The 25,273-nt window shown below is 59.5% G+C and carries 26 protein-coding genes and 2 pseudogenes; 9 read left to right on the top strand and 19 right to left on the bottom strand.

Annotated elements, in window-relative coordinates; translation table 11 throughout:
• Positions 1–119 precede the first annotated feature (119 nt).
• Both pmbA and EIEH_RS07710 read right to left on the bottom strand, forming a co-directional pair.
• Positions 120–1,460 (bottom strand): metalloprotease PmbA, encoded by a 1,341-nt coding sequence (gene pmbA, locus EIEH_RS07715; protein ID WP_015872588.1) that lies wholly within the window; start codon positions 1,458–1,460, stop codon positions 120–122.
• A gap of 386 nt (positions 1,461–1,846) precedes the next feature.
• The gene (locus tag EIEH_RS07710; protein WP_015872590.1) at positions 1,847–2,248 is read right to left on the bottom strand and encodes an H-NS family histone-like protein; all 402 of its coding nucleotides are present in this window, start codon (positions 2,246–2,248) and stop codon (positions 1,847–1,849) included.
• A gap of 467 nt (positions 2,249–2,715) precedes the next feature.
• Here EIEH_RS07710 and yjgA point away from each other — a divergent pair, with 467 nt between their 5' ends.
• Positions 2,716–3,270: a ribosome biogenesis factor YjgA gene (gene yjgA / locus EIEH_RS07705; protein ID WP_015872592.1), complete on the top strand. Its 555-nt coding sequence runs from the start codon at positions 2,716–2,718 to the stop codon at positions 3,268–3,270.
• Positions 3,271–3,320: 50 nt separating this feature from the next.
• Here the strand turns inward: yjgA and EIEH_RS07700 are convergent, their stop codons facing one another.
• The 6 genes and pseudogenes from EIEH_RS07700 to EIEH_RS07675 all read right to left on the bottom strand — a co-directional run bounded on the left by EIEH_RS07700 (position 3,321) and on the right by EIEH_RS07675 (position 7,536).
• A complete protein-coding gene (locus EIEH_RS07700; RefSeq protein WP_015872593.1) occupies positions 3,321–3,599 on the bottom strand; it encodes a barstar family protein in 279 nt (92 codons plus the stop codon).
• A gap of 5 nt (positions 3,600–3,604) precedes the next feature.
• Positions 3,605–3,757: pseudogene (locus EIEH_RS17565) on the bottom strand (ribonuclease N); the annotation flags it as partial.
• A 130-nt stretch (positions 3,758–3,887) separates the two neighbouring features.
• Positions 3,888–4,079, bottom strand: a pseudogene (locus tag EIEH_RS19680) (family 1 glycosylhydrolase); the annotation flags it as partial.
• Positions 4,080–4,681: 602 nt separating this feature from the next.
• Positions 4,682–5,983, bottom strand: a complete 1,302-nt coding sequence (locus tag EIEH_RS07685; protein WP_015872596.1) for a TRAP transporter large permease — start codon at positions 5,981–5,983, stop codon at positions 4,682–4,684.
• Entirely contained in the window at positions 5,983–6,486 is a 504-nt protein-coding gene (locus EIEH_RS07680; protein WP_015872597.1) for a TRAP transporter small permease, read from the bottom strand. The genes EIEH_RS07685 and EIEH_RS07680 overlap by 1 nt, the downstream gene beginning before the upstream one ends.
• 63 nt (positions 6,487–6,549) lie before the next feature.
• Positions 6,550–7,536: a TRAP transporter substrate-binding protein gene (locus EIEH_RS07675; RefSeq protein ID WP_035609173.1), complete on the bottom strand. Its 987-nt coding sequence runs from the start codon at positions 7,534–7,536 to the stop codon at positions 6,550–6,552.
• 378 nt (positions 7,537–7,914) lie between these two features.
• Between EIEH_RS07675 and EIEH_RS07670 the strand changes: the two genes are divergently transcribed.
• The 6 genes from EIEH_RS07670 (at position 7,915) to pnuC (ending at position 13,720) form a co-directional block, all read left to right on the top strand.
• Positions 7,915–8,835 carry a LysR family transcriptional regulator gene (locus tag EIEH_RS07670; RefSeq protein WP_015872600.1) on the top strand — a complete coding sequence of 307 codons (921 nt, stop codon included), beginning with the start codon at positions 7,915–7,917 and terminating at the stop codon, positions 8,833–8,835.
• A gap of 130 nt (positions 8,836–8,965) precedes the next feature.
• Positions 8,966–10,084: an adenosine deaminase family protein gene (locus tag EIEH_RS07665; RefSeq protein ID WP_035609170.1), complete on the top strand. Its 1,119-nt coding sequence runs from the start codon at positions 8,966–8,968 to the stop codon at positions 10,082–10,084.
• Between the two features lie 3 nt (positions 10,085–10,087).
• On the top strand, positions 10,088–11,344 hold the full coding sequence (gene dcuC, locus EIEH_RS07660) for a C4-dicarboxylate transporter DcuC (RefSeq protein ID WP_015872602.1): 1,257 nt from the start codon (positions 10,088–10,090) through the stop codon (positions 11,342–11,344).
• Between the two features lie 175 nt (positions 11,345–11,519).
• On the top strand, positions 11,520–12,221 hold the full coding sequence (locus tag EIEH_RS07655; RefSeq protein WP_015872603.1) for a Crp/Fnr family transcriptional regulator: 702 nt from the start codon (positions 11,520–11,522) through the stop codon (positions 12,219–12,221).
• Positions 12,222–12,242: 21 nt separating this feature from the next.
• Positions 12,243–12,989, top strand: a complete 747-nt coding sequence (locus EIEH_RS07650) for a nucleoside phosphorylase (RefSeq protein ID WP_015872604.1) — start codon at positions 12,243–12,245, stop codon at positions 12,987–12,989.
• Between the two features lie 2 nt (positions 12,990–12,991).
• Positions 12,992–13,720, top strand: coding sequence for a nicotinamide riboside transporter PnuC (pnuC, locus tag EIEH_RS07645; protein WP_015872605.1), 729 nt, complete (start codon positions 12,992–12,994; stop codon positions 13,718–13,720).
• Between the two features lie 166 nt (positions 13,721–13,886).
• Here the strand turns inward: pnuC and EIEH_RS07640 are convergent, their stop codons facing one another.
• Both EIEH_RS07640 and EIEH_RS07635 read right to left on the bottom strand, forming a co-directional pair.
• The gene (locus EIEH_RS07640; RefSeq protein ID WP_226092358.1) at positions 13,887–14,189 is read right to left on the bottom strand and encodes a hypothetical protein; all 303 of its coding nucleotides are present in this window, start codon (positions 14,187–14,189) and stop codon (positions 13,887–13,889) included.
• A gap of 166 nt (positions 14,190–14,355) precedes the next feature.
• Positions 14,356–15,618 (bottom strand): nucleoside permease, encoded by a 1,263-nt coding sequence (locus EIEH_RS07635; RefSeq protein WP_015872607.1) that lies wholly within the window; start codon positions 15,616–15,618, stop codon positions 14,356–14,358.
• A 538-nt stretch (positions 15,619–16,156) separates the two neighbouring features.
• On the opposite strand from EIEH_RS07635, the gene cfa reads away from it, so the two are divergent.
• A complete protein-coding gene (cfa, locus tag EIEH_RS07630; protein ID WP_015872608.1) occupies positions 16,157–17,302 on the top strand; it encodes a cyclopropane fatty acyl phospholipid synthase in 1,146 nt (381 codons plus the stop codon).
• An 89-nt stretch (positions 17,303–17,391) separates the two neighbouring features.
• Positions 17,392–18,354, top strand: coding sequence for a LysR family transcriptional regulator (locus EIEH_RS07625; protein ID WP_035609166.1), 963 nt, complete (start codon positions 17,392–17,394; stop codon positions 18,352–18,354).
• Between the two features lie 71 nt (positions 18,355–18,425).
• Here the strand turns inward: EIEH_RS07625 and EIEH_RS07620 are convergent, their stop codons facing one another.
• The 9 genes from EIEH_RS07620 to hyaC all read right to left on the bottom strand — a co-directional run bounded on the left by EIEH_RS07620 (position 18,426) and on the right by hyaC (position 25,260).
• A complete protein-coding gene (locus tag EIEH_RS07620; RefSeq protein ID WP_015872610.1) occupies positions 18,426–19,208 on the bottom strand; it encodes a YoaK family protein in 783 nt (260 codons plus the stop codon).
• 164 nt (positions 19,209–19,372) lie between these two features.
• On the bottom strand, positions 19,373–19,462 hold the full coding sequence (cbdX, locus tag EIEH_RS17560) for a cytochrome bd-II oxidase subunit CbdX (protein WP_015462307.1): 90 nt from the start codon (positions 19,460–19,462) through the stop codon (positions 19,373–19,375).
• Positions 19,463–19,474: 12 nt separating this feature from the next.
• Entirely contained in the window at positions 19,475–20,611 is a 1,137-nt protein-coding gene (gene appB, locus EIEH_RS07615) for a cytochrome d ubiquinol oxidase subunit II (RefSeq protein WP_015872611.1), read from the bottom strand.
• A gap of 11 nt (positions 20,612–20,622) precedes the next feature.
• Positions 20,623–22,164, bottom strand: a complete 1,542-nt coding sequence (appC, locus tag EIEH_RS07610; protein WP_015872612.1) for a cytochrome bd-II oxidase subunit 1 — start codon at positions 22,162–22,164, stop codon at positions 20,623–20,625.
• A 328-nt stretch (positions 22,165–22,492) separates the two neighbouring features.
• Positions 22,493–22,690 carry a rubredoxin gene (locus EIEH_RS07605; RefSeq protein ID WP_015872613.1) on the bottom strand — a complete coding sequence of 66 codons (198 nt, stop codon included), beginning with the start codon at positions 22,688–22,690 and terminating at the stop codon, positions 22,493–22,495.
• A complete protein-coding gene (locus EIEH_RS07600) occupies positions 22,683–23,540 on the bottom strand; it encodes a hydrogenase expression/formation protein (RefSeq protein ID WP_015872614.1) in 858 nt (285 codons plus the stop codon). The genes EIEH_RS07605 and EIEH_RS07600 overlap by 8 nt, the downstream gene beginning before the upstream one ends.
• A gap of 3 nt (positions 23,541–23,543) precedes the next feature.
• Positions 23,544–23,942: a hydrogenase-1 operon protein HyaE gene (hyaE, locus tag EIEH_RS07595; RefSeq protein WP_015872615.1), complete on the bottom strand. Its 399-nt coding sequence runs from the start codon at positions 23,940–23,942 to the stop codon at positions 23,544–23,546.
• Positions 23,936–24,529 (bottom strand): hydrogenase 1 maturation protease, encoded by a 594-nt coding sequence (gene hyaD / locus EIEH_RS07590; protein WP_015872616.1) that lies wholly within the window; start codon positions 24,527–24,529, stop codon positions 23,936–23,938. Before hyaD ends, hyaE begins: the two co-directional genes overlap by 7 nt.
• On the bottom strand, positions 24,526–25,260 hold the full coding sequence (hyaC, locus tag EIEH_RS07585; protein WP_015872617.1) for a Ni/Fe-hydrogenase b-type cytochrome subunit: 735 nt from the start codon (positions 25,258–25,260) through the stop codon (positions 24,526–24,528). Before hyaC ends, hyaD begins: the two co-directional genes overlap by 4 nt.
• Between the last annotated feature and the right edge of the window lie 13 nt (positions 25,261–25,273).

The following is a 25,273-nucleotide window of genomic DNA, read 5'->3' as shown; positions in this document are numbered from 1 at the left end:
GGGCGCGGCTGGCAGGACATCTTTATAGGCGCATATGAAAAACCCCCGGCTATGCCGGGGGATATTTATTTTTACCCGCACCGATGCAAAACCCTGATGTCAGGCGATGATATGACCCCTTACTCCCCGGCGATCTGCATGCTGTCCAGCAGCACCGAGCCACACTGAATGTTGCTGCGCGTCTCAATGTCGTCGCCTATGGTAACCATATTGGCCCACATATCGCGCAGATTGCCGGCGATGGTGACCTCGCTCACCGGATACTGGATCTCGCCGTTCTCAACCCAGAAACCGGATGCGCCGCGCGAATAGTCGCCGGTCACCGCGCTCACCCCCTGCCCCATCAGTTCGGTGACCAGGAAGCCGCGCCCCATCTCGCGCAGCATCTGTTCAAATCCCAGCCCACGGCCGGCGATACGCCAGTTATGAATGCCACCTGCGTGACCAGTGCTATGCAGCCCCAGCTTACGCGCTGAATAGCTGGTCAGCAGCCAGGTCTGCAGTACGCCGTCCTGCACGATACGCCGCGGTGTGGTGCGAACCCCTTCGCTGTCAAAGGGGGTAGACGCCAGAGCGCGCAACAGGTGCGGCTGCTCATCAATGGTCAGCCAGGAGGGTAGGATCTGCTGGCCCAGGCTATCGAGTAAAAAGGTAGACTTGCGGTACACGCTGCTGCCACTAATGGCGCCGACCAGATGGCCAAACAGCCCGGTAGCGGCCTCCGCGGCGAACATCACCGGCACCTGCATGGTGGGTAGACGACGCGGCGCCAGACGCGCCAGCGTTCGGCGGGCGCACTCCTCACCGACCCAGCGCGCGGAACGCAGATCGTCCATATCACGGGCAATGGTATAGGCGTAGTCGCGCTCCATGTCGCCGTCCTGCTCGGCAATCACGCAGCTGGACAGAGAATGGCGGCTGGAGCAGTAACTCTGCAACATGCCGTGACTGTTGCCGAAGACGCGGATGCCATAGTGACTGTTGAAGCTACCGCCCTCGGTATTGGTGATTCGCGCATCGGCACCCAGGGCCGCCTGCTCGGCCTCTGCGGCCAGCGCAATCGCCTGCTCAGCGTTCAGCTCAGATGGATGGAACAGATCCAGATCCGGGGCCTCAAACGCCAGCAGATCGCGCGACGCCGGACCGGCGCAGGGATCCGGTGAGGTGTAACGCGCGATGTCCAACGCCGCCTGTACCGTACGTGCGATGGCCTGCGGGCTGAGATCGGTAGAGGAGGCACTGCCTTTACACTGCTGATGGTAGACGGTGATCCCCAGTGCGCCGTCGCTGTTAAACTCGACGTTTTCCACTTCACCAAAGCGGGTGCTGACGCTGATGCCGGTGGTCCGGGTCACCGCCACTTCTGCCGCATCCGCCCCGGCCTGCGCCAGCGTCAGCGCCTGCGCCACGGCCTCTTCCAGCGCCTTGCGTTGCTCTGCTACCTGATTGATGACTTTCATTGATCCGCCATGATTGCAAAACGGTTAAACCGGGCGACACCGCGCCGTCGGCTATGACAACAGGCCGCAGCCTGAGTGATACAGCGCCATATCTCCCGGGGACGGCCCGCAACGGTACAGGCCGGCGTGATCGCCGACAACTGTCCTGGGATAACGATGCCCGGTGAGGGAACAGCAGCTAAGAGTGTAACAGGAAGCGCAGTGAATTTCGTTGCCGACACATGCCCCGATGCAGGACCGCAGCGCACGTGAACCACGCCGAAGGCGCAGCGCGATCCCCGCAAAGAGATAAGGTAAGAAAAAACGGGATGTGCGGAACCACCGCAAATAACAGCGCGACCGCCATTCCCCCATACTAACGGGAAGCATCATGACGGCCGGAGAATTTATTTGATCAGGAAATCATCCAGGGATTTACCGGCATCGATTTCAATCTTGACCATTTTCGGCATGCGACCCTGACCGGTCCACTGCTTAATTTCGCCATTTTCATCCAGGAATTCATATTTAGCCGGACGCGGCGCACGCTTAACTTTACGCTCGGTGACCTTTTCCATCTCCAGCAAATCATCCAGAGAGATCCCCTCAGCCAGCAACATTTCGCGGTAGGCCTTCAGCTTATCTTCGCGCTCACGGCGGCTGCTCTCGGCCAGTTCGACCTCTTCACGGCGCTCGCTTACCACGGCACGCAGCTTATCCAACATCTCTTCCAGAACCGAAATCTGGGTTTCGCGTGCATAGGCACGCAGCGTACGAATATTATTCAGTGACTTCAACAAATCTGACATAACTAACCTATATTAATTTAGACCGCGGCATTATAATTATATTGTCTATCGAGTCAAACCTATGACAAATTAATTTTCCGTGATCGCCGCTCCGTGTACAGCCCCTCTTTTAGCCACCGTCAGCAGATCAAAAAACATTTAACAAAATATTATACCCCCCTATCAGATCGTGAACCGTCAATTAAATATTATTATGTATTATTTATCAGAGGATTAATTTCAGTGCACTGTGCCGATCCACCGCTGACGCGCCGGGACAGACAAAGCGTAACGCGCTATTTTCCGCCGCCGCTGCGCGGAGGGCTGGCGAACATTCCCTGCCGTAAAATAGGCGCCGGGTATATACTGCTGCACGGGAAACCGTCTTACGGGTCATCCATCGACCACAGCGTTGGCGCGGGCCGATAATTGCGCGACACGCGCGCGTACACCTGTTAGGATGTGCGCCATTTTTTAAGGAAACTGCCATGTACAAACATCCAGACGAAGAGTGGCTGGACGAGATCCCAGGCCAACAAGAGAACGAAGATGATGATGAAATCATCTGGGTCAGCAAAAGCGAAATCAAACGCGATGCCGAAGCCCTGAAAGCCCTGGGGGCCGAACTGGTGGATCTCGGGAAAAATGCGCTGGACCGCATCCCGCTGGATGAGGATCTGCGCGCCGCGATTGAGCTGGCGCAGCGCATCAAGAAAGAAGGGCGTCGTCGTCAGCTGCAGCTGATCGGAAAACTGCTGCGCCAACGCGATCCTGAGCCGATCCAAACAGCGCTGGATAAGCTGAAAAACCGCCACAATCAGCAGGTTGCTCTGTTCCATAAGCTGGAGCAGCTGCGCGACCGTCTGATTAGCGATGGTGATGAAGCGATCAGCGAGGTTTTGAACCTCTATCCCCACGCCGACCGCCAGCAGCTGCGTGCCCTGATCCGCAACGCTAAAAAAGAGCGGGACGGCAACAAGCCCCCCAAATCCGCACGCCAGATCTTCCAATATCTGCGCACGCTGGCAGAAGCAAACGACTGATACAACGCGCCTGCCGGCCGGTTGGCCGGTAGCGCTGTTTTCCACCGCGCTCAGGCCACCCTATCGTAGGTATTGAAGCGCAGCTCGCCCTCCAGCTCCTCTTCGGCAGCTTCCAGCAGCAGCACCAACGCAGCAAAGCGTCGCTTCTTCGCAGCGTCAAAGTTGATGAACGCAATCTCCAGCGGCATTCCAATATCGCCGGTCAGCGCATCCCACAACGCATCAAGGTTATTGCCGAACGTCGACGCCAGTGTAAAGGCCTGGGAAAACTGGCGATAGAACGCCGCTAAATCGGCTATCTGGCTAAAATCAAACTGGACTTTTTGCATCGCGATCACCCCATACGGGTAAAGTGTCGATAGTGATCATGGGTGACATAAATCAGACCGTTGTCAGAATACAGTACACGATCCGCCTGACGACGACCACAGAGATAGTTTATATCGGCCCCACGCCAGATCCGGTGCGCCTGACGCGTCAACTGCCCGAAATACCACTCCTGAACTGCGGCAGCAACGCAACCGATCTGCCTACCGCCGACGGCGGCCCCATCTCCTTATCATAAACGCTGAAGCGGGAAAAACCAGCCGGGAGGAATCGCGCACCAGCACCAGGATTTAACGCGGGGCACCGTTGCTGCGGATCACCAGCTGATACCAGTAGAAGCGGCATTTTTTACACCGCATCAGATCCCGCGGGCAAGCGACATGCACAAAACCATACTGCTTCTGGTAACCGTTCAGCCACGAGAGCAGATCGATAAACGACCACGGGAAGTCACTGCGGGCGTCGGCGCCCTGAGCGATGGCCAGAAACACATGGTAGCAGGCCTGAATGCCGGTGCACGGATCTTTCAGCACCGGAGGATCTCGGCCAATAAAGTACCCGAGACCAATACATACGATGATTCCGTTAAAAAGATCTGGGGCGGAAAAGCGAAAGCAGGGGGAAGAGCCTCTCTGCATTCTGCAGCAGCGCTGTCAGAATCGGAGGGCATTCAGCGGGATTTTATCCGGATCCAGCGAACCGGCTAATTATCTCACAGACAGCTTACGGCGCAATTATCTGCGCCGCTAAATCGACTTTTTGTGAACGGCCAGACTGGATAGTTCGGCGATAACGAAGAGCTCAGCCAGCTTTGCTGAGCCGTACCCGCCGCAGGGAAAACAGTGCAGGGATCACCGGATTGATCCGCCGGAGAAACGGTCGCCGGAGACGTGTGTACAGAGTACCGTTGGGAAAACCGGATGCCGACGGTGCTCTGTAACGCCTGCGCCGCCGTATGAACAGCGCACCAGCCAATCAATGAAACCATCCCGTATCTCACTGCGTAACCCGGACTGGCCTATCCGCCACGCCGAACGAATAAAAAAGGCAGAGATAAACTCTGCCTTTCGGATCGTAACTCCGCTTACATCAGGCCAAACAGCTGCGGCACAAACAGGGAGATCTGCGGGATATAGGTGATCATCATCAGCGAGACAATCAGTGCCAGGTAGAAGGGCAGCAGTGGCTTAATCAGCTGCTGGATCTTCACCCCGGAGATAGAGCAGCCGACGAACAGGGCGCTCCCGACCGGCGGCGTCAGCAAGCCGATACACAGGTTAGCCACCATCATGATACCGAAATGTACCGGATCCATCCCCAGCTCCTGTGCGATCGGCAGGAAGATCGGGGTAAAGATCAGAACCGCCGGGGTCATATCCATAAAGATACCGACGATCAGCAGCACAATGTTGATCAGCAGCAGGATGACAATCGGGTTTTCCGAAATCCCCATCAGCGCATCGCTGATCATGTAAGGGATATCCGCGTTGGTCATCGCCCAGGACATGCCGACGGAGAAGCCAATCAGCAGCAGTACGATGGAGGTCGTCACCACCGACTCCAGGATCAGCCGCGGCAAATCGCGCCACTTTACCTCGCGGTAAATCAGCACCGACAGCACAAAGGTGTACACCACGGCGATCGCCGAGGCTTCGGTCGCGGTAAAGACACCACCGAGGATCCCGCCCATCACGATGAATACCAGCAGCAGGCTGGGCCAGGCATCCCAGAAAGCTTTACCCGCCTGACGCAGGGTCGGGCGCGCGCTGACCGGATAGTTCCGTGCCTTGGCGATAAAGGCGCACACCACCATGATCGACAGCCCCATCAGTATCCCCGGCAGATAACCAGCCAGGAACAGCGACGCCACAGACACGCCGCCAGCGGTCAGGGAGAAGACGATCAGTACGTTGGACGGCGGGATCAACAGCCCGGTAATACAGGATGAGACGTTAACCGCCGTAGAGAAGGCCGGATCATAACCGTCACGGGTCTGGATAGGGTGCAACGTACCGCCAACCGCCGCCGCCGCTGCCACCGCCGAGCCGGAGATGGAGCCGAACATCATGTTGGCCAGCACGTTAACGTGCCCCAGGGAGCCGGGCACACGTCCTACCATCACCTGTGCCAGGTTGATCAATCGAATGGCGATACCGCCGCTGTTCATCAACGTGCCGGCAAAGATAAAGAACGGTATTGCCAGCAGCGCAAAGTTATCCAGCCCGTTGGCCAGACGCTGCGCGACGGTAATGGTAGCGATCTCCCACGGAAACATCAGCAGCATGGAGGCAAAGGTGGCGATACCGATAGAGAATGAAATCGGCACACCGACAAACACCAGAAAGAAGAAGCTGCCAAACAGGGTCAGGGCGATATAGCTCTCCATCAGTTATTCACTCCTTGCGGGATGGCCAGTTTCTTCATTCCACTGATCACAAAGTACAGACTATAAAAAATGATGATGGCGCCGCTCAGCGGCAGAATAAAATAGACATACCCCATCGGGATCTGCATCGCCGCCGACAGCTGCGCCGTCTCCAGGGTCTTGTCGATCAGCATTCGTCCGCCGACGATCATTACCAGGAACGAGAACACCATCACCAGCAGATTGACCAGCACGCTCAGCGCGGCCTGGGTGCGGGCACTGACCGACATCGCCAGCAGATCAATTGAGAGGTGGCGCTGGGCGCCCACGGTATAGGCGGCACCCAGCAGGCCGACCCAAATCATCAGAAAACGCGCCAGTTCATCGGTCAGCGTGCTGGGCTGACTGAGCACATAACGGCTGAATACCTGCCAGACAACGCAGGCCACCAGCGCCACCATCACCACCACCGCAAACGAGGCGATACTGCGGTCGACGATTTTTTTGATCCGATCGAGAATCATACGGTCTATCCAAATAGCGGGATGAAACGGCGCGGGCGTCTCTCTCGCCCGCGCATAACGGCATTACTGCGCGGCGGCTTCAAACTTGTCCAGCAGCGCAGCCTGCTGCGGATCCTTGCGGAACTCGTCATACAACGGCTGTACGGCGGCGCGGAACGGCGCCTTGTCTACGCTGACGATGCTGGCACCCATCGCTTTGGCCTGTGCGCGGGACTCGGCATCGACCTTATCCCACAGTTTCTGCTGGTAGACCTCAGAATTGCGGGCAGCTTTGGTCAGGATGGCCTGTTGCTCCGGGGTCAACTTCTCCCAGGTTTTAGTGGCGATGACCAGGTAATCCGGAATCGAGGCGTGCTCATCTTCAGACAGGACGTTGGCGATTTCGATGTGGCGGGTCTGTACCCAGGACGGGATGTTGTTTTCCGCACCATCCACCACGCCCTGCTGCATAGCGGTATACACTTCGCCGAAGGAGATCGGCGTCGGGGAGCCGCCCATCAGTTCGACCATCTTGATGGTGGTCGGGCTGGCCTGAACACGGATTTTCAGCCCCTTCAGGTCGGCCGGAGAGGTAATCGGTTTCTTGGCATAGAAACTGCGGGTACCGGCAACGTAGGCGGACATGGCGAAAAAGCCTTTATCCTTGGTGGAATCCATAATCTCCTTGCCGACCGGACCATAGACAACGTTATTAAAGTGCTGCTGATCCTTAAACAGGTACGGCATGTTATAGATGGCGTAAATATTATCAAATGACTCCAAATCACTGCCGGAGCCTTTGGTCATATCCAGTGCGCCGTTCTGCAGAAGCTCCAGCGTTTCACGGGCACTGCCCATCTGGCTGCTGGGGTAAATACGAATGCGCATATTGCCGTTAGAAAGTTGTTGTACCTCTTTTGCCATCTGCTCGAATGCCTGATGTACTACGTGGCTGCGTTCGAGGTTATGAGCCAGTTTCAGTGTGACTTTCTCTGCTGCCTGTGCGCCGCCAGCAATCAGAGAAAGCACGGCCGCACAGAGGATATGACGGGAAAAAGTTTTCAGTTTCATATGGCAAGGCTCCCTGATATTGGTTGAATATGTGTTACTTTTGGTCTGAACAAATAAGTGATTACGCCAATTTCTGTATGACATCTTATTTTAGCTATCGGATAAGTAGGCAGTACCTGCTTCACATTTCCGTTAATTCATTGCTCCGATATACAATTCTGCGCTTTTGATCACCAAATAATTCGAATTAAACAGCTTAGTAACCTCGCAAATACCGAGTGTTTATTTCATTTATTCATCATTCAAATTGCGTTATCTGTATGCATGTCTATAAAAAATATATTATTTGGTGATAATCTAGATACAGGGTTGTCATACCACTGCCCGAAAGGGCAGGATAGCGGAGAACATCCGGATAACCACGGAAGGGGAGAGTAGATGGAGATAGGCTGGCTTGAAGACTTTCTGACACTGGCAGAACTGCGCAACTTTTCGCGCGCCGCCGCCAGCCGCCACATTACTCAACCCGCCTTCGGCCGCCATATCCGGGCGTTGGAGGAGAGCGTGGGGCAGCAGCTGGTCGATCGCAGCACCACCCCGGTAACCCTGACGCCCGCCGGCTACCAGTTTCGCCTGTTGGCCCACGCCATGACCAACCAATGGCACGAGGGGCTTAACAACATCAACGGACGTCCGCAGGCCCTGCTCCATCCGGTACGTTTCAGTGCCCCACACTCCCTCTCCTCCCCTTTTCTGCTCGATCTGATCGCCGCGGCCAGCGCAGACGACCCGGCGCCCTTACCCTTCGGCGTTGATATTCTGCGGGTGGACTTCGCCGTCGAGGCGCTGATGGAGGGGGCCAGCGACTTCCTGCTGGCCTTTGATACCCACGCCCTGCTGCAGCCGCCGTTTGACAACCTGCTGCTCGGGCGCGGCGACCTGCTGCTGGTCTGCGCCCCTGATCCCGATGGACGCCCGCGTTTTCAGCCGGGAGAACAACCGGTGCCGGTGCTACGCTACACCCCGGACTCCTACAGCGCCCGTATGGTAGAGCGTCTGATGCCCCAGTATCCCTTCCCCGCCCGACCGCTGTTTGAGGCCTCACTGTGCGATCTGCACCGTCAAATGGCGCTGCGTGGCCACGGCCTGACCTGGCTCGCCGACTGCCAGATCGGCGCGGAGCTGGCGGAGGGTCGGCTGGTGGCCGTGGATCGCCAGCGCTGGTGCGTCCCCTATCAGATCCGTCTCTATCGCAACCGCGCCCGCCTGCACCAGCGCGCCGAGGCCTTCTGGCAGCGCCTGGCACTACGCATCGCCGCCGGCCACACCTTCTGGCCGCCGCCCGTCCCGGCAGCCTAAACATTCCGCGCACCGCTGGGAAAGCGACCCCGGTGCCGAATCGGCCTGAGCCATGCCGGAATAGCATTTCACGCCCGGCGTACGTTCCCCTATGATGCGCCTTTCCTTTTTTCTGCCGCGGGATAGATCAATGCCAGCGACGCAAACGATTACCTGGCCGGATTTTCTGGCCCGATTCCCCAAACTGGATCTGCACTACCACCTGCTGGGCGGCGTTCGCCTGGAGACGATGCGCGACCTGGCGAAGCAGGCAGGCGTGGCCCTCAGTGAACGCGATGCCAAGAGCTTCTACCGCCGCTATCAGGCCCAGACCGGTCAGGTCAAAGGCGGTATCGCCGCCCTTAACTTCCTCTACCCGCTGCTGACGCGCCCCCGGGACTACTGCCGGGTCATACAGGAGGTGGCCGAGGACGCCGCGGCCACCGGGGTACGCCACCTGGAGCTGTTCTGGAACCCCTCTGACACCGCGCTGCCCTATGCCGAGGTCACCGCCGCGCTGGCGGAGGGGCTGGCCTGCGCCGCCCGGCGCTGGGATATCCACGCGCTGTTTCTGCCGGCCATCAACCGCGAAAAGAGCCCCGAAGAGGCCGTACGCATGGTGGAGACGGTGCTGGCGCACCCGCACCCGCTGGTGCCCGGCATCGGCATCGACTACCGCGAACACGATGCGCCGATAGAGCACTTCTGGAAAGCCTACCGTCTGGCGCGTCAGGGCGGACTGCGCCTGACCGGCCACTGCAGCGAGTTCGGCCTGCACTGGCGTAACGTGGAGAGCGGGCTGGATCTGCTGCACCTCGATCGCATCGATCACGGCTACAGCATCGTCGATAACCCCGAGCTGATGGCGCGCTGCGCCCGCGACGGCGTTCCCTTTACCGTGGTGCCCAGCAACACCTTCTTCCTCAAGCGCTGGCCCGATCGCGACGCGTGGCGCCAATGCCATCCCATCCGCCGCATGGCGGCGGCGGGCATCAACCTGATCCCGGCCACCGACGACTGGCATATGCACGATACCAACGGCGCCGAATGCTACCGGGTCATGGTGGAGGAGTTCGGCTTCGATCTCGACGGGGTGCGAACCATGCTGGCCAACGCCATCGACGCCTGCTGGCAGCCGGCACCGCTCAAGGCGCGTTGGCGCCGCCAGTGGCTGGCCGAGTTCGATGCCCTGCGTGCCCGGCTGGCGCAGGAGCCGCCCTACGATACGCAGCGCCACGTCATCTACCAACGCCCTGTCTCGGGAGACTAAACCATGTTAGTTATTGCCGGTATTGCAATCCTGATCCTGACGGTGATCCTGCTGATCAAGCGCCAGGATACCCGCACCGTGCTGCTGTTCTCCGGCCTGCTGATGTGCCTGCTGGCCGCCGATCCGATGGCGGCGATGAACAGCTTTGCCCAGAAGATGGTCTCCGAGGGGCTGATCCAGGCGATCCTGTCGGCCATCGGCTTCGCCACCGTGATGAAGTTTACCGGCTGTGACCGCCACCTGGTGCGCCTGCTGAGTGTACCGCTGCGCCGCGTCGGTCTGCTGCTGATCCCCGGCACCATTCTGCTGACCACCTTCGTCCAGCTGGCGCTGCCCAGCGCCGCCGGGGCCGCCGCCGCCGCCGGTATCACCATGATCCCGCTGCAGCTGGCGGCGGGTATCCACCCGGTGATGGCCGGCGCCGCGGTGCTGGCGGGCACCTTCGGCGCCAGCCTGCTCAATCCGGGCAGTCCGCACATGGCCCTGGTGGCCAAAATCGTCGGCGGCGACGTGATGACCATCATCGGCTCACGCGCCATGACCGTGGTGTGGCTGGGGCTGCTGATCATGGTCGGCATGACGCTGACCGCCCTGCTGCGCCGTGAACATCGCGGCTATCACTCAACGCTGGAAAGCGAAATGCAGGCCGACCACCAACCGATCAACCTGCTGGCCGCACTGATGCCGCTGCTGCCGGTCACCCTGCTGATGCTCGGCGCCTTCGGCGGCGTAGGCTGGCTGAAGATGGGGGTTCCGCAGGCGGTCATGTGGGGGATCCTCGCCACCCTGCTGGTCACCCGCACCCACCCAGGCAAAGCGATTCCGGCCTTCTTCGACGGCATGGGTAAAGCCTACAGCGACGTATTCGGCATTATCATCTGCGCCGGGGTCTTCGTGGCCGGTCTGAGCGCCATTGGGCTTATCGATGCCGCCAAAACGCTGCTGATCGACTACCCGCAGGCTGCCCGCTTCGGCGGCACCGTCGGCCCATTCCTGATGGCTATCGTGATAGGCTCCGGCGACGCCGCGGCCTACGCTTTCAACGAGGCCATTACCCCCCATGCCGCCGCCTTTGGCATGGACGGCACCAACCTGGGGACCGCCGCCGCCTTCGCCAGCTACCTGGGGCGCACCGCCTCGCCGCTCTCCGCCGCGGCCATCGTGGTCGCCGGCATGGTCGGCGTCTCACCGCTCGATCTGGTCAAGCGCACCGCACCGGTGATGCTGGTGGGGCTGCTGCTGCTGATTGTCCTGATCTGAGTCCGCCCACGGCATATCCAGACGAGATTGCCGTCACATATCTCACCGCGACACACCCGGTCGGGACATTTGTCCCGGCCGGGTGTGTAATATCAGAGCCCGTCGGCAGTTTTTCCGCCCCCGCCGCTGCCGCACCGGACACCCGTCCTGTCCCGTAACTGAAGGAATATCTATAGTGTTCAAAGCCAACTGCAGTATGCACGGCGAAGCGTGGCAGGCCATCATCGCGCAGGTCACCGCCAATGCCGCTCTATACGATTGGGTAAAGCACTGTCCGCTGAGCATCATGCGCCGCTGGTCCGCGCGAACGGTCGCTCAGAACGGGCTGATCTGCCGGCAGGGCGATATCTGCCAGCATTTCCGACTGATATTGCAGGGAGAAGCCGATATCTTTTTTGAAGCTGACGACGGACGCCGTTATCAGCAGGCTCGCTACCACCAGGGAGACATCCTGGGGGAGCTGGAAATATTTGAACAGCGCCCCTATATTTGCTCGGTCGAAGCCACCCGCGAGACGCGTCTACTGGAGCTCACCCGCGATGACTTCCACCGTTGGCTGGCGCTGGATAACCATTTTAATCAACGCATACTGCGTACCTGCAGCCAGCAGTATTATCACCTGTCCGCCAAGGCCGGTGCCGACAGTCTGTATACCCTGCAACAGCGGGTATCGCTGGCGCTGTGGCACCGCTTTGCGCAGCAGGAGAGCGAGCGCATCGCACTGGACAAACCGCAGCTCAGCCACGAGTTTGCCGCCGCCGTGCGCAGCATTAACCGTATTCTGTTCACCCTGAAGGCGCAACATATCATCGCGGTCGACGGGGAATACATCACCCTGCTCGACGCAGAGCGTCTGCGGGGGGAGGCCGGCCTGTAACACAGGATCACGAGGAGTCTGATGGAACGACAACCACACATTCGCCTGAGCCGTGCCATGACCCAGGCACGCTATGCGCTGCTGCCCGGCGATCCGCAGCGCGTAGAGCACGTCGCCCGCTTTCTGGAGAAGGTCGAACCGCTGGGGCAGAACCGTGAATTCCGTGCGCTGCGCGGCTGGTTCCACGGCATCGAACTCCTGGCCGTATCAACCGGCATCGGCGGCGCATCGACCGCCATCGCCGTGGAGGAGCTGCACCGCATCGGCATCACCACCCTGATCCGTATCGGCAGCTGCGGCGCCCTGCAGGATCACATGGCGATGGGCGATCTGGTGATCGCCAGCGGCGCGGTGCGCGATGAGGGAACCAGCCACGCCTATGCACCCGCCGGTTACCCCGCCTGCGCCGACAACGGCCTGGTGCACCTGCTGCGCACAGAGGCCGGGCGCCTGGCGTTCCCGGCGCACTGTGGCTATGTGCGCAGCCACGACAGCTTTTATACCGACCGGGAGGCCGAGCTGGACGCCGAATGGTCGGCGCGCGGTATTCTGGCCGCCGATATGGAAACCGCGCCGCTGATGGTGGTCGGTGCGCTGCGCGGCCTGCGCACCGCCTCGGTACTCAACGTGGTGGTCACCCACAACGGTGGGCTGGCGCAGGGCATCAACGACTACCAGCAGCAGGAAGCGCACAGCCAGCGTGGCGAAGCCAGGGAGATCGAGCTGGCCCTCAACGCCATCCGACAGGATCATAACAAAGGGAACTGAACATGGATTTTTTCAGCATTAACAACGTAATGGCAAACATTCCCCTCGGCGAAGGCGGATATGCCCTGTCATGGATCGAAGCCATCGGCACGCTGTTTGGCCTGCTGTGTATCTGGTTTGCCAGCAAAGAGAAGATCATCAACTACCTGTTTGGGCTGATCAACGTCACCCTGTTTGCCGCCATCTTTTTCCAAATCCAGCTGTACGCCAGCCTGCTGCTACAGGTGTTCTTTTTCGCCGCCAATCTGTACGGCTGGTACGCCTGGAGCCGGCAGAACGGCGATAACGAGGCAGCTCTCAAGGTGCGTTGGCTGTCGCGTGGCAAAGCGCTGACCCTGACCCTGGTCTGTCTGGTCGCCATTGCCCTGATGACCCGCTTTATCGATCCGGTGTTCGCCCTCCTTACCCGCGTCGCCATCGACCTGCTGCAGGGGATGGGCGTGGCCGCCGTGATGCCGGATCTGCAGCCGGACGCCTTCCCGCTGTGGGACTCCGCCATGCTGGTGCTCTCCATCGCCGCCATGGTGCTGATGACCCGCAAATACGTTGAGAACTGGCTGCTGTGGGTGGTGATCGACATCATCAGCGTGGTGATTTACGCCATCCAGGGGGTCTACGCCATGTCGCTGGAGTACATCCTGCTGACCGCGATCGCCGTGATGGGCTCCGTGACCTGGATCAACAGCGCACGCCGCCACGGCTCCCGCCCGCTGGCACCGGCCACCGTATAATCGCCCTGTCCGCGTCCCGCCAGCCGGGACGCCCCTCTGCGGCGCGCCGCCCCGTCGCGCGGCTCATCTCACAACGGTAGACGGTAGGTCACCTGCCGCGTCCGCTCGGTCAGCCCCAGCGCAGCCAGCATACGCTGCAGCGCGGTATCCTCCGGCGCCACCGCCGTCACCATCTCAGAACACCCGCGCTGCCGTCCCCAGGCCGCCGCCGGGCGGGTGAGACGAACAGACAGCACAGTCGCAGCCGGGCAGGCGCACTGTGCTGTAACACCTCCGGCTGGATCGCTATCTTCACAACCCCCTGCGTCTCACCTGCAGCGTCCAACGCCAGCAGGGCGGCATAGGGGGCGGCATCCAGCAGCGCGCAGCCCTCAAGCCAGTGGCGGCTCAGCGGCGTCAACGGCGCCAGCTGGGCGCGCAGCGCGATCCAGCGGCGCATCATGGCTTTATCCAACGGTACAATCGTCATGCGTTCCCCCTGCGTACGTGAGATCCGGCAGTGAAAAAGGCTAGCCCAACGCACGGGCTCACGACAGACAACGGATTTACAGGAACGTGTGGGCGGGGCATTGTGATATCACCATAGGGGAAAAAAATGGGCCGCACCCTGGTGCGGCCCAGCCTATCAGCAAGGATCAGGCCTCCTGACATACGGCGGTGTTCTGCCCCTGCGGACGGACATAGCGGTAACGGAACAGGAACAGGAAGATCACGGCCAGCAGCAGCGAGTAACCGGCGAAGATCAGCCATACGGTCGGCCAGTCGGTCACACCGCTATGGGTATAATACTCAACCACCTTACCGCTGACGATACCGCCCAGGATACAGCCGAATCCGTTGGTCATCATCAGGAACATGCCCTGCGCGCTGGCACGGATAGCTGGTTTGACCTCCTGATCGACAAAGACCGAGCCAGAGATGTTAAAGAAATCAAAGGCGCAGCCGTACACGATCATTGACAGCACCAGCAGCACGGTGCCAAACGGTGATGGATCGCCGTAGGCAAACAGGCCGAAGCGCAGCATCCAGGCCACCATACTCATCAGCATCACATTCTTGATACCATAGCGCCCGAGGAAGAAAGGGATGGTCAGGATAAATACCGTCTCAGAAATCTGCGACACCGACAGCAGCACCGAGGCGTGCTCGACGATAAAGCTGCCGCTGAACAGCGGGTTCTGATCGAAGCTGTGCAGGAATGGGTTACCGAACATATTGGTAATTTGCAGCTCGGCGCCCAACAGCATGGCGAAAATAAAGAAGATCGCCATACGTGGAATCTTGAACAGACTAAAGGCGTTCAGGCCCAGCATCTCCACCCAACCCTGTTTTTCCTGACTTTTAGTCACCGGAATCGTGGGCAGGGTCATGGCGAACAGGCCCAGCAGCAGTGAGGCCACGGCGCCGATATACAGCTGCATATAGCTCAGCTCAAAGCCGGAGAAGCTAACCGCCCACATGGCCAAAATAAACCCGATGGTACCCCAGATACGGATCGGTGGAAAATCTCTGACGATATCCATACCCGCATTCTGCAGCCGATAATATGAGATGGTATTCACCAGCCCAAGAGTCGGCATATAGGCTAAGGAGTTCAACAAGATAACCACGAACATGGCACTCGGTGTCGTCACCTGAGCCGCCAGGAACAGGGTCAGCGCCCCCACCAGATGACAGGCGGCATACACCCACTTGGCACTGACCCATTTATCCGCCACGATCCCCAACAGGGTCGGCATAAACAGCGCCGCAATCCCCAGCGAGCTATAAACTGCACCAATGGCCGCACCGTCAAACTTCAGGGTGACAAACATGTAGGAGCCGAGCGTCGTCAGCCAGCTCCCCCACAGGTAGAACTGCAGAAACGACAATACCTTCAGCTGCAGCTTGAGATTCATGTTATTTTCCTCACATATAGACGCCGGGATAAGATGGGATAAAAACATTTTTAATTTATTATGATTTGATCCTATCACCACGCTGGGAAAATATTTTGCTACCGCGCTCAAAAAATAGAAAAGCATATTAATTGCGGCATAAATTAGTGATAGAGATAACATTTGTACCGCAATGTGGCGCTCTCTAATGCCGGGCGTGGCCTTGAGCATAAAGCGGCCATTGGGATCGGTCGGCATGATGCGATCGCATATCCTCATCGCAGGCGCTCCGGATCATCGCGTGGGTAAACGCAGACCGCGCGCCCTGTCCCCTTGACGCATGCAAAAAAGATAAACGATCCCGGGACACGATAAAGTCACTGACCGAAAAACAAATGAATCTATTGTTAAATAGCATATCAATCCGGATATTAGGTTGGAATATTTCCGATAGAATGTTTTTATTCCATTGATTTATTCTAATTGAGAATTTTTATATGCTTTGTTATCGATAACAAACGGTGGATATTATGCAAAAAAATTCACCGCAGGAATAAATATGAATACCGTTGTCAATGAAATAGAGGATCAGTCCCGCAGCTACCATATTTTGCAGCCATTACTGCAGCAGGCTGGCATAGGCCTTGAGGGGCAGCAGCCCTATGACCTGCAGATCCATAACCCGCAGCTGTTCTCCACCGTGCTGAAAGGCGGCTCCCTGGGGCTGGGTGAGAGCTATATGGACGGCTGGTGGGACTGCGAACGTCTGGACATGTTTTTTGACCGCGCCCTACGCCACGGTCTGGACAAGACGCTGCCCGCTAACCTTAACGATCTGATCTATGCCATCAGCACCCGTCTGTTTAACCTGCAGTCGCGCCGACGCGCTGGTCAGGTCGCCCGCGAGCACTACGATCTGGGCAACGATCTGTTTGAGGCCATACTCGATCCCCACATGCAATACTCCTGCGCCTACTGGAAAGAGGCCAAAACGCTGGATCAGGCCCAGGAGGCCAAGCTGGATCTGATCTGCCGCAAGCTCGATCTGCAGCCGGGTCAGCGGGTGCTCGACATCGGCTGCGGCTGGGGGGGACTGGCGGCGTACATGGCCCGTAACTACGGCGTGGAAGTCACCGGGATCACCATCTCGCAGGAGCAGTTAGAGCTGGCCCGCCAGCGCTGCGCCGGTCTGCCGGTCACCCTGCATCTGATGGACTACCGCGATCTGGATGAGCCATTTGAGCGCATCGTCTCCGTCGGCATGTTTGAGCACGTCGGACCCAAAAACTACGCCGCCTACTTCAATACGGTCAAACGCTGCCTACGCCCTGAAGGACGTTTTCTGCTGCACACCATCGGCAGTAATATCTCCGATCACGGTGTCGATCCCTGGATTAACCGCTATATTTTCCCTAATGGACGCCTGCCCTCCATACGCGATATCGCCTGCGGCAGCGAGGGGATGATGGTCATGGAAGACTGGCACAATTTGGGGAGCGATTACGATAAGACGCTGATGGCATGGGAGGCCCGCTTTCGCGCCGCTTGGCCACAGCTGAAGGATCGTTACGGCGAGCGTTTTTACCGTATGTTCCGTTACTATCTCTGTGCCTGTGCCGGCGCCTTCCGCGCCCGGGATATCCAGCTGTGGCAGGTGCTGTTTAGTCCCCACGGCGTCAGCGGCGGCGTACGGGTCGCCCGCTAACCCCGCCCCTATTTTCTACGGTCGGCCGCCGCGCGGTCGGCCTGTCTATGATCGCTACCGGTGAACACGACACCGCAACAGGTGACGCCATGTCGCACGATAATTTCCTGAAGTCCATGTATGACACCCATTACGCCGCCCTGATCGCCCTGACTGCGCTAAATGAAGAGCAGAGCGTCGGCCGGGCTGCCGAGTGTCTGGGCATCAGCCAGCCCTCCATGAGCAAGCTGCTGATGGAGCTGCGCAAAGAGTTCAACGATCCGCTGTACACCAAGTGCAATAATCTATTTACCCTGACTCCGGTCGGCGAGACCCTGTGCACCATCGTGCGCAATACACTGTACGCCAGCCAGTCGATGATCGACCAGCTGCGCTGTGGGGTGAAACACCGCTATAACATCTGCCTGCCCCACTGGTTCAATATCCAGGAGGTCTCCGCCCTGATCGGCAACGTGCGCACCCTGTACCCCAACCTGGTGATCAACTTCCGGCCGCCCAGCGCCACCACCGCAGAAGACATCGTGCAAAGCCTGAAGCAGGGTAACGTGGACGTCGCCGTACGCCACTTTCCCCACGCCTGCCCCAGCGGTATTCACCTGAAGACGCTCGGCTCCTCCGAATTCATGTTCCTGCGCCGCGTCCATGCCATCGGCCAACAACCGACGCAGGTGCTGACCATGACCCGCGAGCAGCTGCTCTGCACGCCGCTGATTCTCTACAATATCAGCCCCTACCTGCAGGACAGCTTCCTGCAGGCCAACCGCCTGGATGAGGGACTGCTGAATATCACCATGACCCTGACCAACAACTTCCGCCGCTGGCTGGATGAGCTGGTGGACCATGATACCCTGCTGATAACGCTGCGCAGCATCGGCGAAACACTGCTCGAAAGCGGAGAGTACCGGGCGGTCACCATTCCCGGCATGGCCATCCACTTCCCGTATCATCTGATGTGGCACGAGCGCTCGTCGCAGGATCCGGTCCACCACCTGATCCGCAAGGCGCTGATCGCCATGGGCAGCGCCAGCCGTCCTCTGGCAGCGGAGCGCTGAGGCACGGGCGGCTGCCGTTTTTACCGCGATCAGACCAGGACGTCTCCCGTCACTGCGCGTGGCGCCGACGCTCACGACCCGTTACGGGACACGCTCTGGACCAGCGCCGTCCGATGGCGGCCATGTACCCCCCAGATACGCAGGGTAAACAGCACCAGCACCAGCAGCGCCAAGCCCAGACTGTAGAAACCGATATGCCGGCTCAGCAGCGCGGTCACCAGCGCCCCGACAAAGAAGTGCGCGATCACCATCAGGTAATGCAGGCCCTCATGGTACAGGCACACCCGCTCGCGCCGATTACGGTGGCGATCGAACACACTGAACAATCGGCTCATCATCAGCACATACACCGTGGTCACCACCGAGGTCGCCGTCGGCTGACGGGTCCCACCGTGCTTAATCACAAAGTTTTGGATATACATAAAAATCAGCCCGATGGTTACCAGCGGCATCACCATCGGCGTCGGTTTGTCCCCCAGCAACCCATAGCGGCTCATCGCCGCGCCCAGCAGCATAAATACCAACAGCAGCAGGCAGTTGATGCTCATGGCAATGGCATAGCCGTGCCACGGGCTGTGCAGGCGGGAGTGATAGCGGTTAACGATCAGCTGATGCAGCGCCGCCAGTACCATCCAGATCAGTATAATGGAGATATGGTAGACCGATTCAAAGTCCATCCCCCCATTGGCCAGCGCCGCAATGCCGAAGATCATATTAGAGGTCATATAGCCGATTAAGGCCTTGTATAAATACATAAAACTGACAATTTCCAGGCAGCCACCGATAAAGCTCATCATATAGTGAATTTCATGATTGAGCGTGCGGTAGACCCGGGATAGGGGCTTATTACGCATTACGTCACTCGATAATAATTAACAAGCGGACATTTTATCACTCGTTAATAATATCTGGTGGTTATGATGATTATATTATCGGCAGGAATAAAAGTGGCGTCAGACGACGCCGGTGAGAGGACGACGGGGGCAGCGACATCGGCCCGCCCCCAGGTTAACTCAGGCTATTTCAGCCTCGGCTCAAGCCATACCAGGATCAGGGTAGACAGCGAACACATCAGCAAAATGCCGACAAACCACAGTAAATACCACATCGCACCCTCTCCTCAGTACAGTTCATGATCATGACGGCGGATAGTCTCCGGGTTAATCCGCCCCAGCATCTTATAGTAGCTCCACAGGGTATAGAGCAGCACGATCGGCAGGAAGATCAGCACGATCACCAGCATGATACTCAACGTCATCTGACTGGAGGTGCTGTCCCACAGCGTCAGGCTGGAGACCGGGTTAATACTGGAGGGCATCACAAATGGGAACAGCGTCACCCCGGCGGTAAACACCACTCCGGCCTGTGCCAGCGAGGCCAGCAGAAATCCCCACCCCCCACGGCCGCGGGCGCTGGCGAACAGGGTCAGCAGCGGACACAGCACGCCGAGCAGCGGGAAGATCAGCAGCAGCGGCCAATGAATAAAGTTACTCATCCAGGCGCCGGGCAACACCGCCACCGCCTTCATCAACGGATTGGAGGGGCCATTGGGATCCTGGCTGAGCAGCACATAGCCATCGATACCGACCCACAGCCAGTAGCCGGCCAGCAGGAAGCAGAGCACTACCAGCAGCGCGCTGCGGTTGGTCGCCGAGCGGGCCCGCTGACGGATCACGCCATCGGTCTTCAGCTGTAGCCAGACGCCGCCCTGCATGATCACCATACACAGACTGAGCAGCCCGCACAGCAGGGCAAAGGGCGACAGCAACTGCCAGAAGGTGCCAAAGTACTCCACGCGCAGCTGTGGGGTGAAGGCAAAGGGAACGCCCTGGATCAGGTTGCCGAACGCCACGCCAAACACCAGCGGCGGCACCAGACTGCCGATCACCAGCCCGGTGTCCCACAGGGTGCGCCAGCGCGCGTCGGCGATCTTGCCCCGGTAGTCAAAGGCCAGCGGACGAAAGAACAGGGCGCACAGCACCAGGATCATCGCCACATAGAAGCCGGAAAAGGCGGCGGCATAGACCCGCGGCCAGGCGGCGAACAGCGCGCCGCCGGCCAGGATCAACCACACCTGGTTGCCCTCCCAGTGGGCGCCGACGCTGTTGATCAGCACGCGCCGCTCATCGTCGCTGCGCGCCACCAGCGGCAGCAGGCAACCGACCCCCATGTCAAATCCATCGGTCACCATAAAGGCCACCAGGATCACGCCGATCAATAGCCACCAAATAAACCGCAGCGTTTCATAATCAAACATAACAGTCTCCTTTACCCCTGCTGCGCCGGTTGTTCACTCTGCATCGCGCTCGGTCCAAGACGCGCGTACTTCTGCATCAGATAGACCTCGGCGATTAAGAACAGGGTGTAAAGCCCCAGGATCAGCCCCATCGAGAAGGCCAGCTGGCCTACCGTCAGGGCCGAGTGAGCGGAATAGGTCGGCAGGATATCCTGAATTGCCCAGGGCTGACGGCCAAACTCCGTCATAAACCAGCCGGCCTCGATGGCAATCCACGGCAGCGGCAGGCTATAGAACACCATACGCAGCACCCAGCGGTGCTGATCGATGCGCACCCGCAGCGTCTGAATCAGCGCAATCAGCATCACCAGCAGCAGCAGCGAGCCGCAGCCCACCATGATACGGAAGCTCCAGAACACCGGCGCCACCTGCGGGATCAGGCCGCGCTGCGCCGCCTGATACTGCGCCGGCGTCACATTGTTCATATCCGGCGCATACTGCTTCAGCAGCATGCCGTAGCCCAGATCGCTTTCGACGGCGCGGAACGCGCTCAGCACCTGCGGCGAGCGGTTGCCCTGCGAGAGGGTATTCATCAGCAGCCAGGCCTCGCGCCCGCGCTGCAGACGCGGCAGGGCGTCGGCCATCAGATTCTTCAGCCCCGGCACCGGCGTATCCAGCGAGTGGGTCGCCAACAGGCCGAGTAGAGCCGGTACCTTGATGGCGAAGGCGTTACGCTCCTGCTCTTGCTCCGGCCAGGCCACCAGGTGGAACGGCGCAGGCGCGGGTTCGGTCTGCCACTCCCCTTCCATCGCCGCCAGCTTCACCGGCTGAACCCTGGCCACCTCATAGGCGGAGCTGTCGCCCAGCTGTAGCGTCCCCAGAATCGCCAGGGTGCCGAATACCGAACCGATGGCAAAGGAGCGTAATGCCACGTCACGCTCGCGGCCGCGCAGTAGATACCAGGCGCTGATGGACATGATGAACATCGCCCCGGCCACATAGCCGGACATCACGGTATGGACAAACTTCACCTGGCTTATCGGATTAAACACCAGCTCACTGAAGCTGGTCATCTCCATGCGCAGGGTGTCGATATTAAAGTGGGCCCCGGTCGGAAACTGCATCCAGCCGTTGGCGTTCAGGATCCACAGGGCGGAGATATTGGAACCGAAGGCCACCAGCCAGGTCACCAGCAGATGCTGATACTTATTCAGCCGCTGCCAGCCAAAAAAGAACAGGCCGACAAAGGTGGACTCGAGGAAGAAGGCCATCAGCGCCTCCATCGCCAGTGGCGCGCCGAAAATATCGCCCACGTAGTTGGAGTAGAATGACCAGTTGGTACCGAACTGAAACTCCATGGTCAGGCCAGTCGCCACGCCCAGAGCAAAGTTGATCCCGAACAGCTTACCCCAGAAACGCGTCATATCGCGGTAGATCGCTTTGCCGGTCACCACGTAGATGGTTTCCATGACGGCCAGCAAAAAAATCAGCCCCAGGGTAAGGGGAACGAACAAGAAGTGATACATCGCGGTCAGCGCAAACTGCCATCGCGATAAGTCAATAACATCCCACATGCGGACTCCTGTAGGCGATAAGGTGGGGAATATGGACCAGGCCGGATCGCCGCGCCAACGCATGCCCGGACGTACGCCCTGTCAACGGGGAGACTCCCCCGCCGTTTGCGCAGCCCAAAGCCGCCATGGCCACTGACGACACACCCATACTTTTACGGGATACCGCCCAATAGTAGATCGCTGCGCGTACCGCCGCAGACCCGGCCCCCATATATAGGCCAATCGTGCTACATAAAGACCTGAAAACCCTATTTATGTATGTATTAATCAGATGACTGCGCCGCCTGACGGCGGCGCAAAATGAGGCGGGCTGACGCGCGAAAAACAGTCAGCCCAATAACAGGAAGTGTAATTTATCCGCATCGCACTGCGGACAGCGCCAGTGCGACGGCAGTGCGCTGAAGGGAATCCCGGGCGGAATTTGCCCCACTCTGTCCCCCTGCGCCGGATCGTACACCCACCAGCACAGGTTGCACTCCAGCCGGGCATCATCCGCGATCGCCTGGGCATAGCCGCGCTCAAACATGGGCCACCTCTTCCAGCCAACGACAGACATCGCCCAGACGCTGGGCCGAGTCGCTCAGATCCTCCGGCGCCGCCAGCACCAGCTCCGGCAAGGTACACACCTCATAGCTGTCGAGCAGCGTCCCCTTCAGGGTATCCAGACAGCGTACATGCCAGACATGGCGCAGCCCCGTCGCGTCGATACGGCTCTCACCGTAGCCAAAAGTGCGGATCTGAATGCAGCCCGTCCCGCACAGGCGCGCTAAAAACAGACGATCGGCCTCGCTCAGCGGCAACTGAGTCAGGTTGATGCTGTGGGGTTGGGTCGCCGGATCGCGCACATGCATCAGCAGCTCATGGGCCAGCGGCAGCCCGTTCATCAGCCCCTCGATGGGCGGCGGCAGCAGCGAATCATCCGGCAGCGTATCGGCGCTGGCCGCCTGCCACAGCGGCAGCGGCGCACAGCCCGCCTCCAGCCGATCCTCCAGCACGCAGCCCCCCTGCAGACGGCGAACCCGCCACAGGCCACAGAAGATCGCCTCTTGGATCTCGCTTTCGCTGCCGTCCGGATGCTGAATACGCACCGAGACCTCCCCTTCGCCCAGCAGGGCGTTGAGAAAGGTCATATCCTCGTCATCCAGCGCCGACAGATCCCAGCCGATCACCTCGCCCAGGGGGGGAATCCCCTGTTCCAGCTGAACCAGCAGCCGCGTCAGCAGCGCCATCACCGCCGGACTGTGAGCGCAGTGCTCCAGCGCCGCCATGCTCGGATCGCCGTTGACCCCGCAGGTGATCGGCAGCGGGTTCATGCTAAAACTGTCGTCATCGGGCTGCGTGCCCGGCCCCAACAGATGGAAAAAGGTCTCGCTCATCGATCAGGACTCCTGCGGAAGGACGGATTCAACCAGCGGGCGCATCAGGGCGATCAGATCGGCCCACGGGTGGATCCCGCTGAGCACGCCGCGCAGTTCGCCGCCGATAAACACCAGCGTTGCCGGAAAGCGGCGCACGCCAAAGCGATCGCCGATGGCTTCGCTCTGTTCCAGATCGGCCATCGCGATGTGCCAGTCAACCTGGGGGAACTCACGCAGCAGCTCGGCGATCATCACCGGGTTGTCGCTGACCTCCGGCGTACGGCGCGGATCGCAGCTCAGCAGCACCACGCCGTCCGGCGCCTGCGCCAGCCAGCCGTCCAGCGAATGCGCCTCTACCGGCTGCCAGCCGCGCGCCAGCATGCGCTGCCACAGCGCGGAAAACGGATTGTCGTTCAACACTCCTCCTGTCCCTCCAGCGTCATCCGATACTGGCGAATGCGGACGCCCTCATAGTTCTCCATCGACAGACATTCGTAGTTCAGGCAGCGGCGCTCCTCGCTCGGCTGCGGGACGATCCCCCAGTCGGCCAGCTGCGCCAGTGCCGCCTGCTCCGCCGCGGGCAGCTGGGCCCGCGCCACCCCGGTCAGGCTGCCGCCATACTCATCCAGCCGCGCGGGCTGTAGCCCCACCAGCGCCACGCGGGACGGCATATGGCCACGAATCTCTGCCAGGGCCAGCACCTCGGAAAAGCTGCTCTGGTGCAGGCTCATCTTCTTGGCGCTGAGGTAGGCCGGCACCATCTCTCCGGCGTAGGTGCGCAGGGTACCCGGCGCCAGACCGTAGTCGATGGCATCCAGGATCAGCAGGTGGCTGGCGCTTTCAATATAGCCCAGCAGATTCAGCCCCTGGGTGCCGCCGTCGACGATCTCCACCTGATCCGGCCAATGGTAATGGGCATACAGCCGTTCGGCCACCCGTACGCCGAAGCCCTCATCGGCCCACAGCAGGTTGCCCAGCCCCATCACCACCACGCGCTGCTCACTCATGACGCCTCCTTGTCGCGTTTGCGCTTCGGGAACTTATGGCTGCGGAATCCATTGATCATGGTAGAGATAACCGTGTCGTCAGACATGATATCTTCGCGGATGGCCATATACACATGCCCAATGATAAACGCCCCGATCAGCCACATCCCCAGGCGGTGCCAGCTGTGGATATCGATGGAGTTGCCGCCGGTCCAGTAGAAGAACTCGATCACATAGTGGAACGGGGCGAAGATGGCGTACTGGCTGTGCTCGCTGAACAGCGCGAACCCGGTGAGGATCATGAATACCGACATCAGGAAATAGCCAAACATCGCCGCCTGGGCGATGGGGTTATGGCCAATGTCACCGCTCGGACGCTTCTCCAGAAACAGATACCAGCGGATCTCATACAACACGCCCTGCCACCAGCTGCGGCGCCACGCTGGCACCACGAACAGCTCGCGCGAGTAGCGGTTGCCGACGCAGGCCCAATAGATGCGCATCAGCAACAGCACGGTGAACAGCATCCCTGCGCTGAAATGAACCAGACGGATATAGCCCATGTAGAACAGATAGGTGGCCTCGCCGCTGACCGACGGCAGTGGCCGGCCAATGAAGTACCCGGTCACCATCAGCACCAGCATGCAGCCCACCGTCAGCCAGTGCCACAGGCGCACCGGCGCCTCGAACACATAGTGGCTGACGGCATCATCACGCGCCTCCTCGGCGTGCGGGGATGTCTTTTCACTCATCGTTCTTCTCCTT

The sequence above is a fragment of the Edwardsiella ictaluri ATCC 33202 genome (genome assembly GCF_000264785.1).
Lineage (GTDB): Bacteria > Pseudomonadota > Gammaproteobacteria > Enterobacterales > Enterobacteriaceae > Edwardsiella > Edwardsiella ictaluri.
Note: the sequence above shows the minus strand (reverse complement) of the source record. Positions and strands in the feature narration are given on the sequence as shown.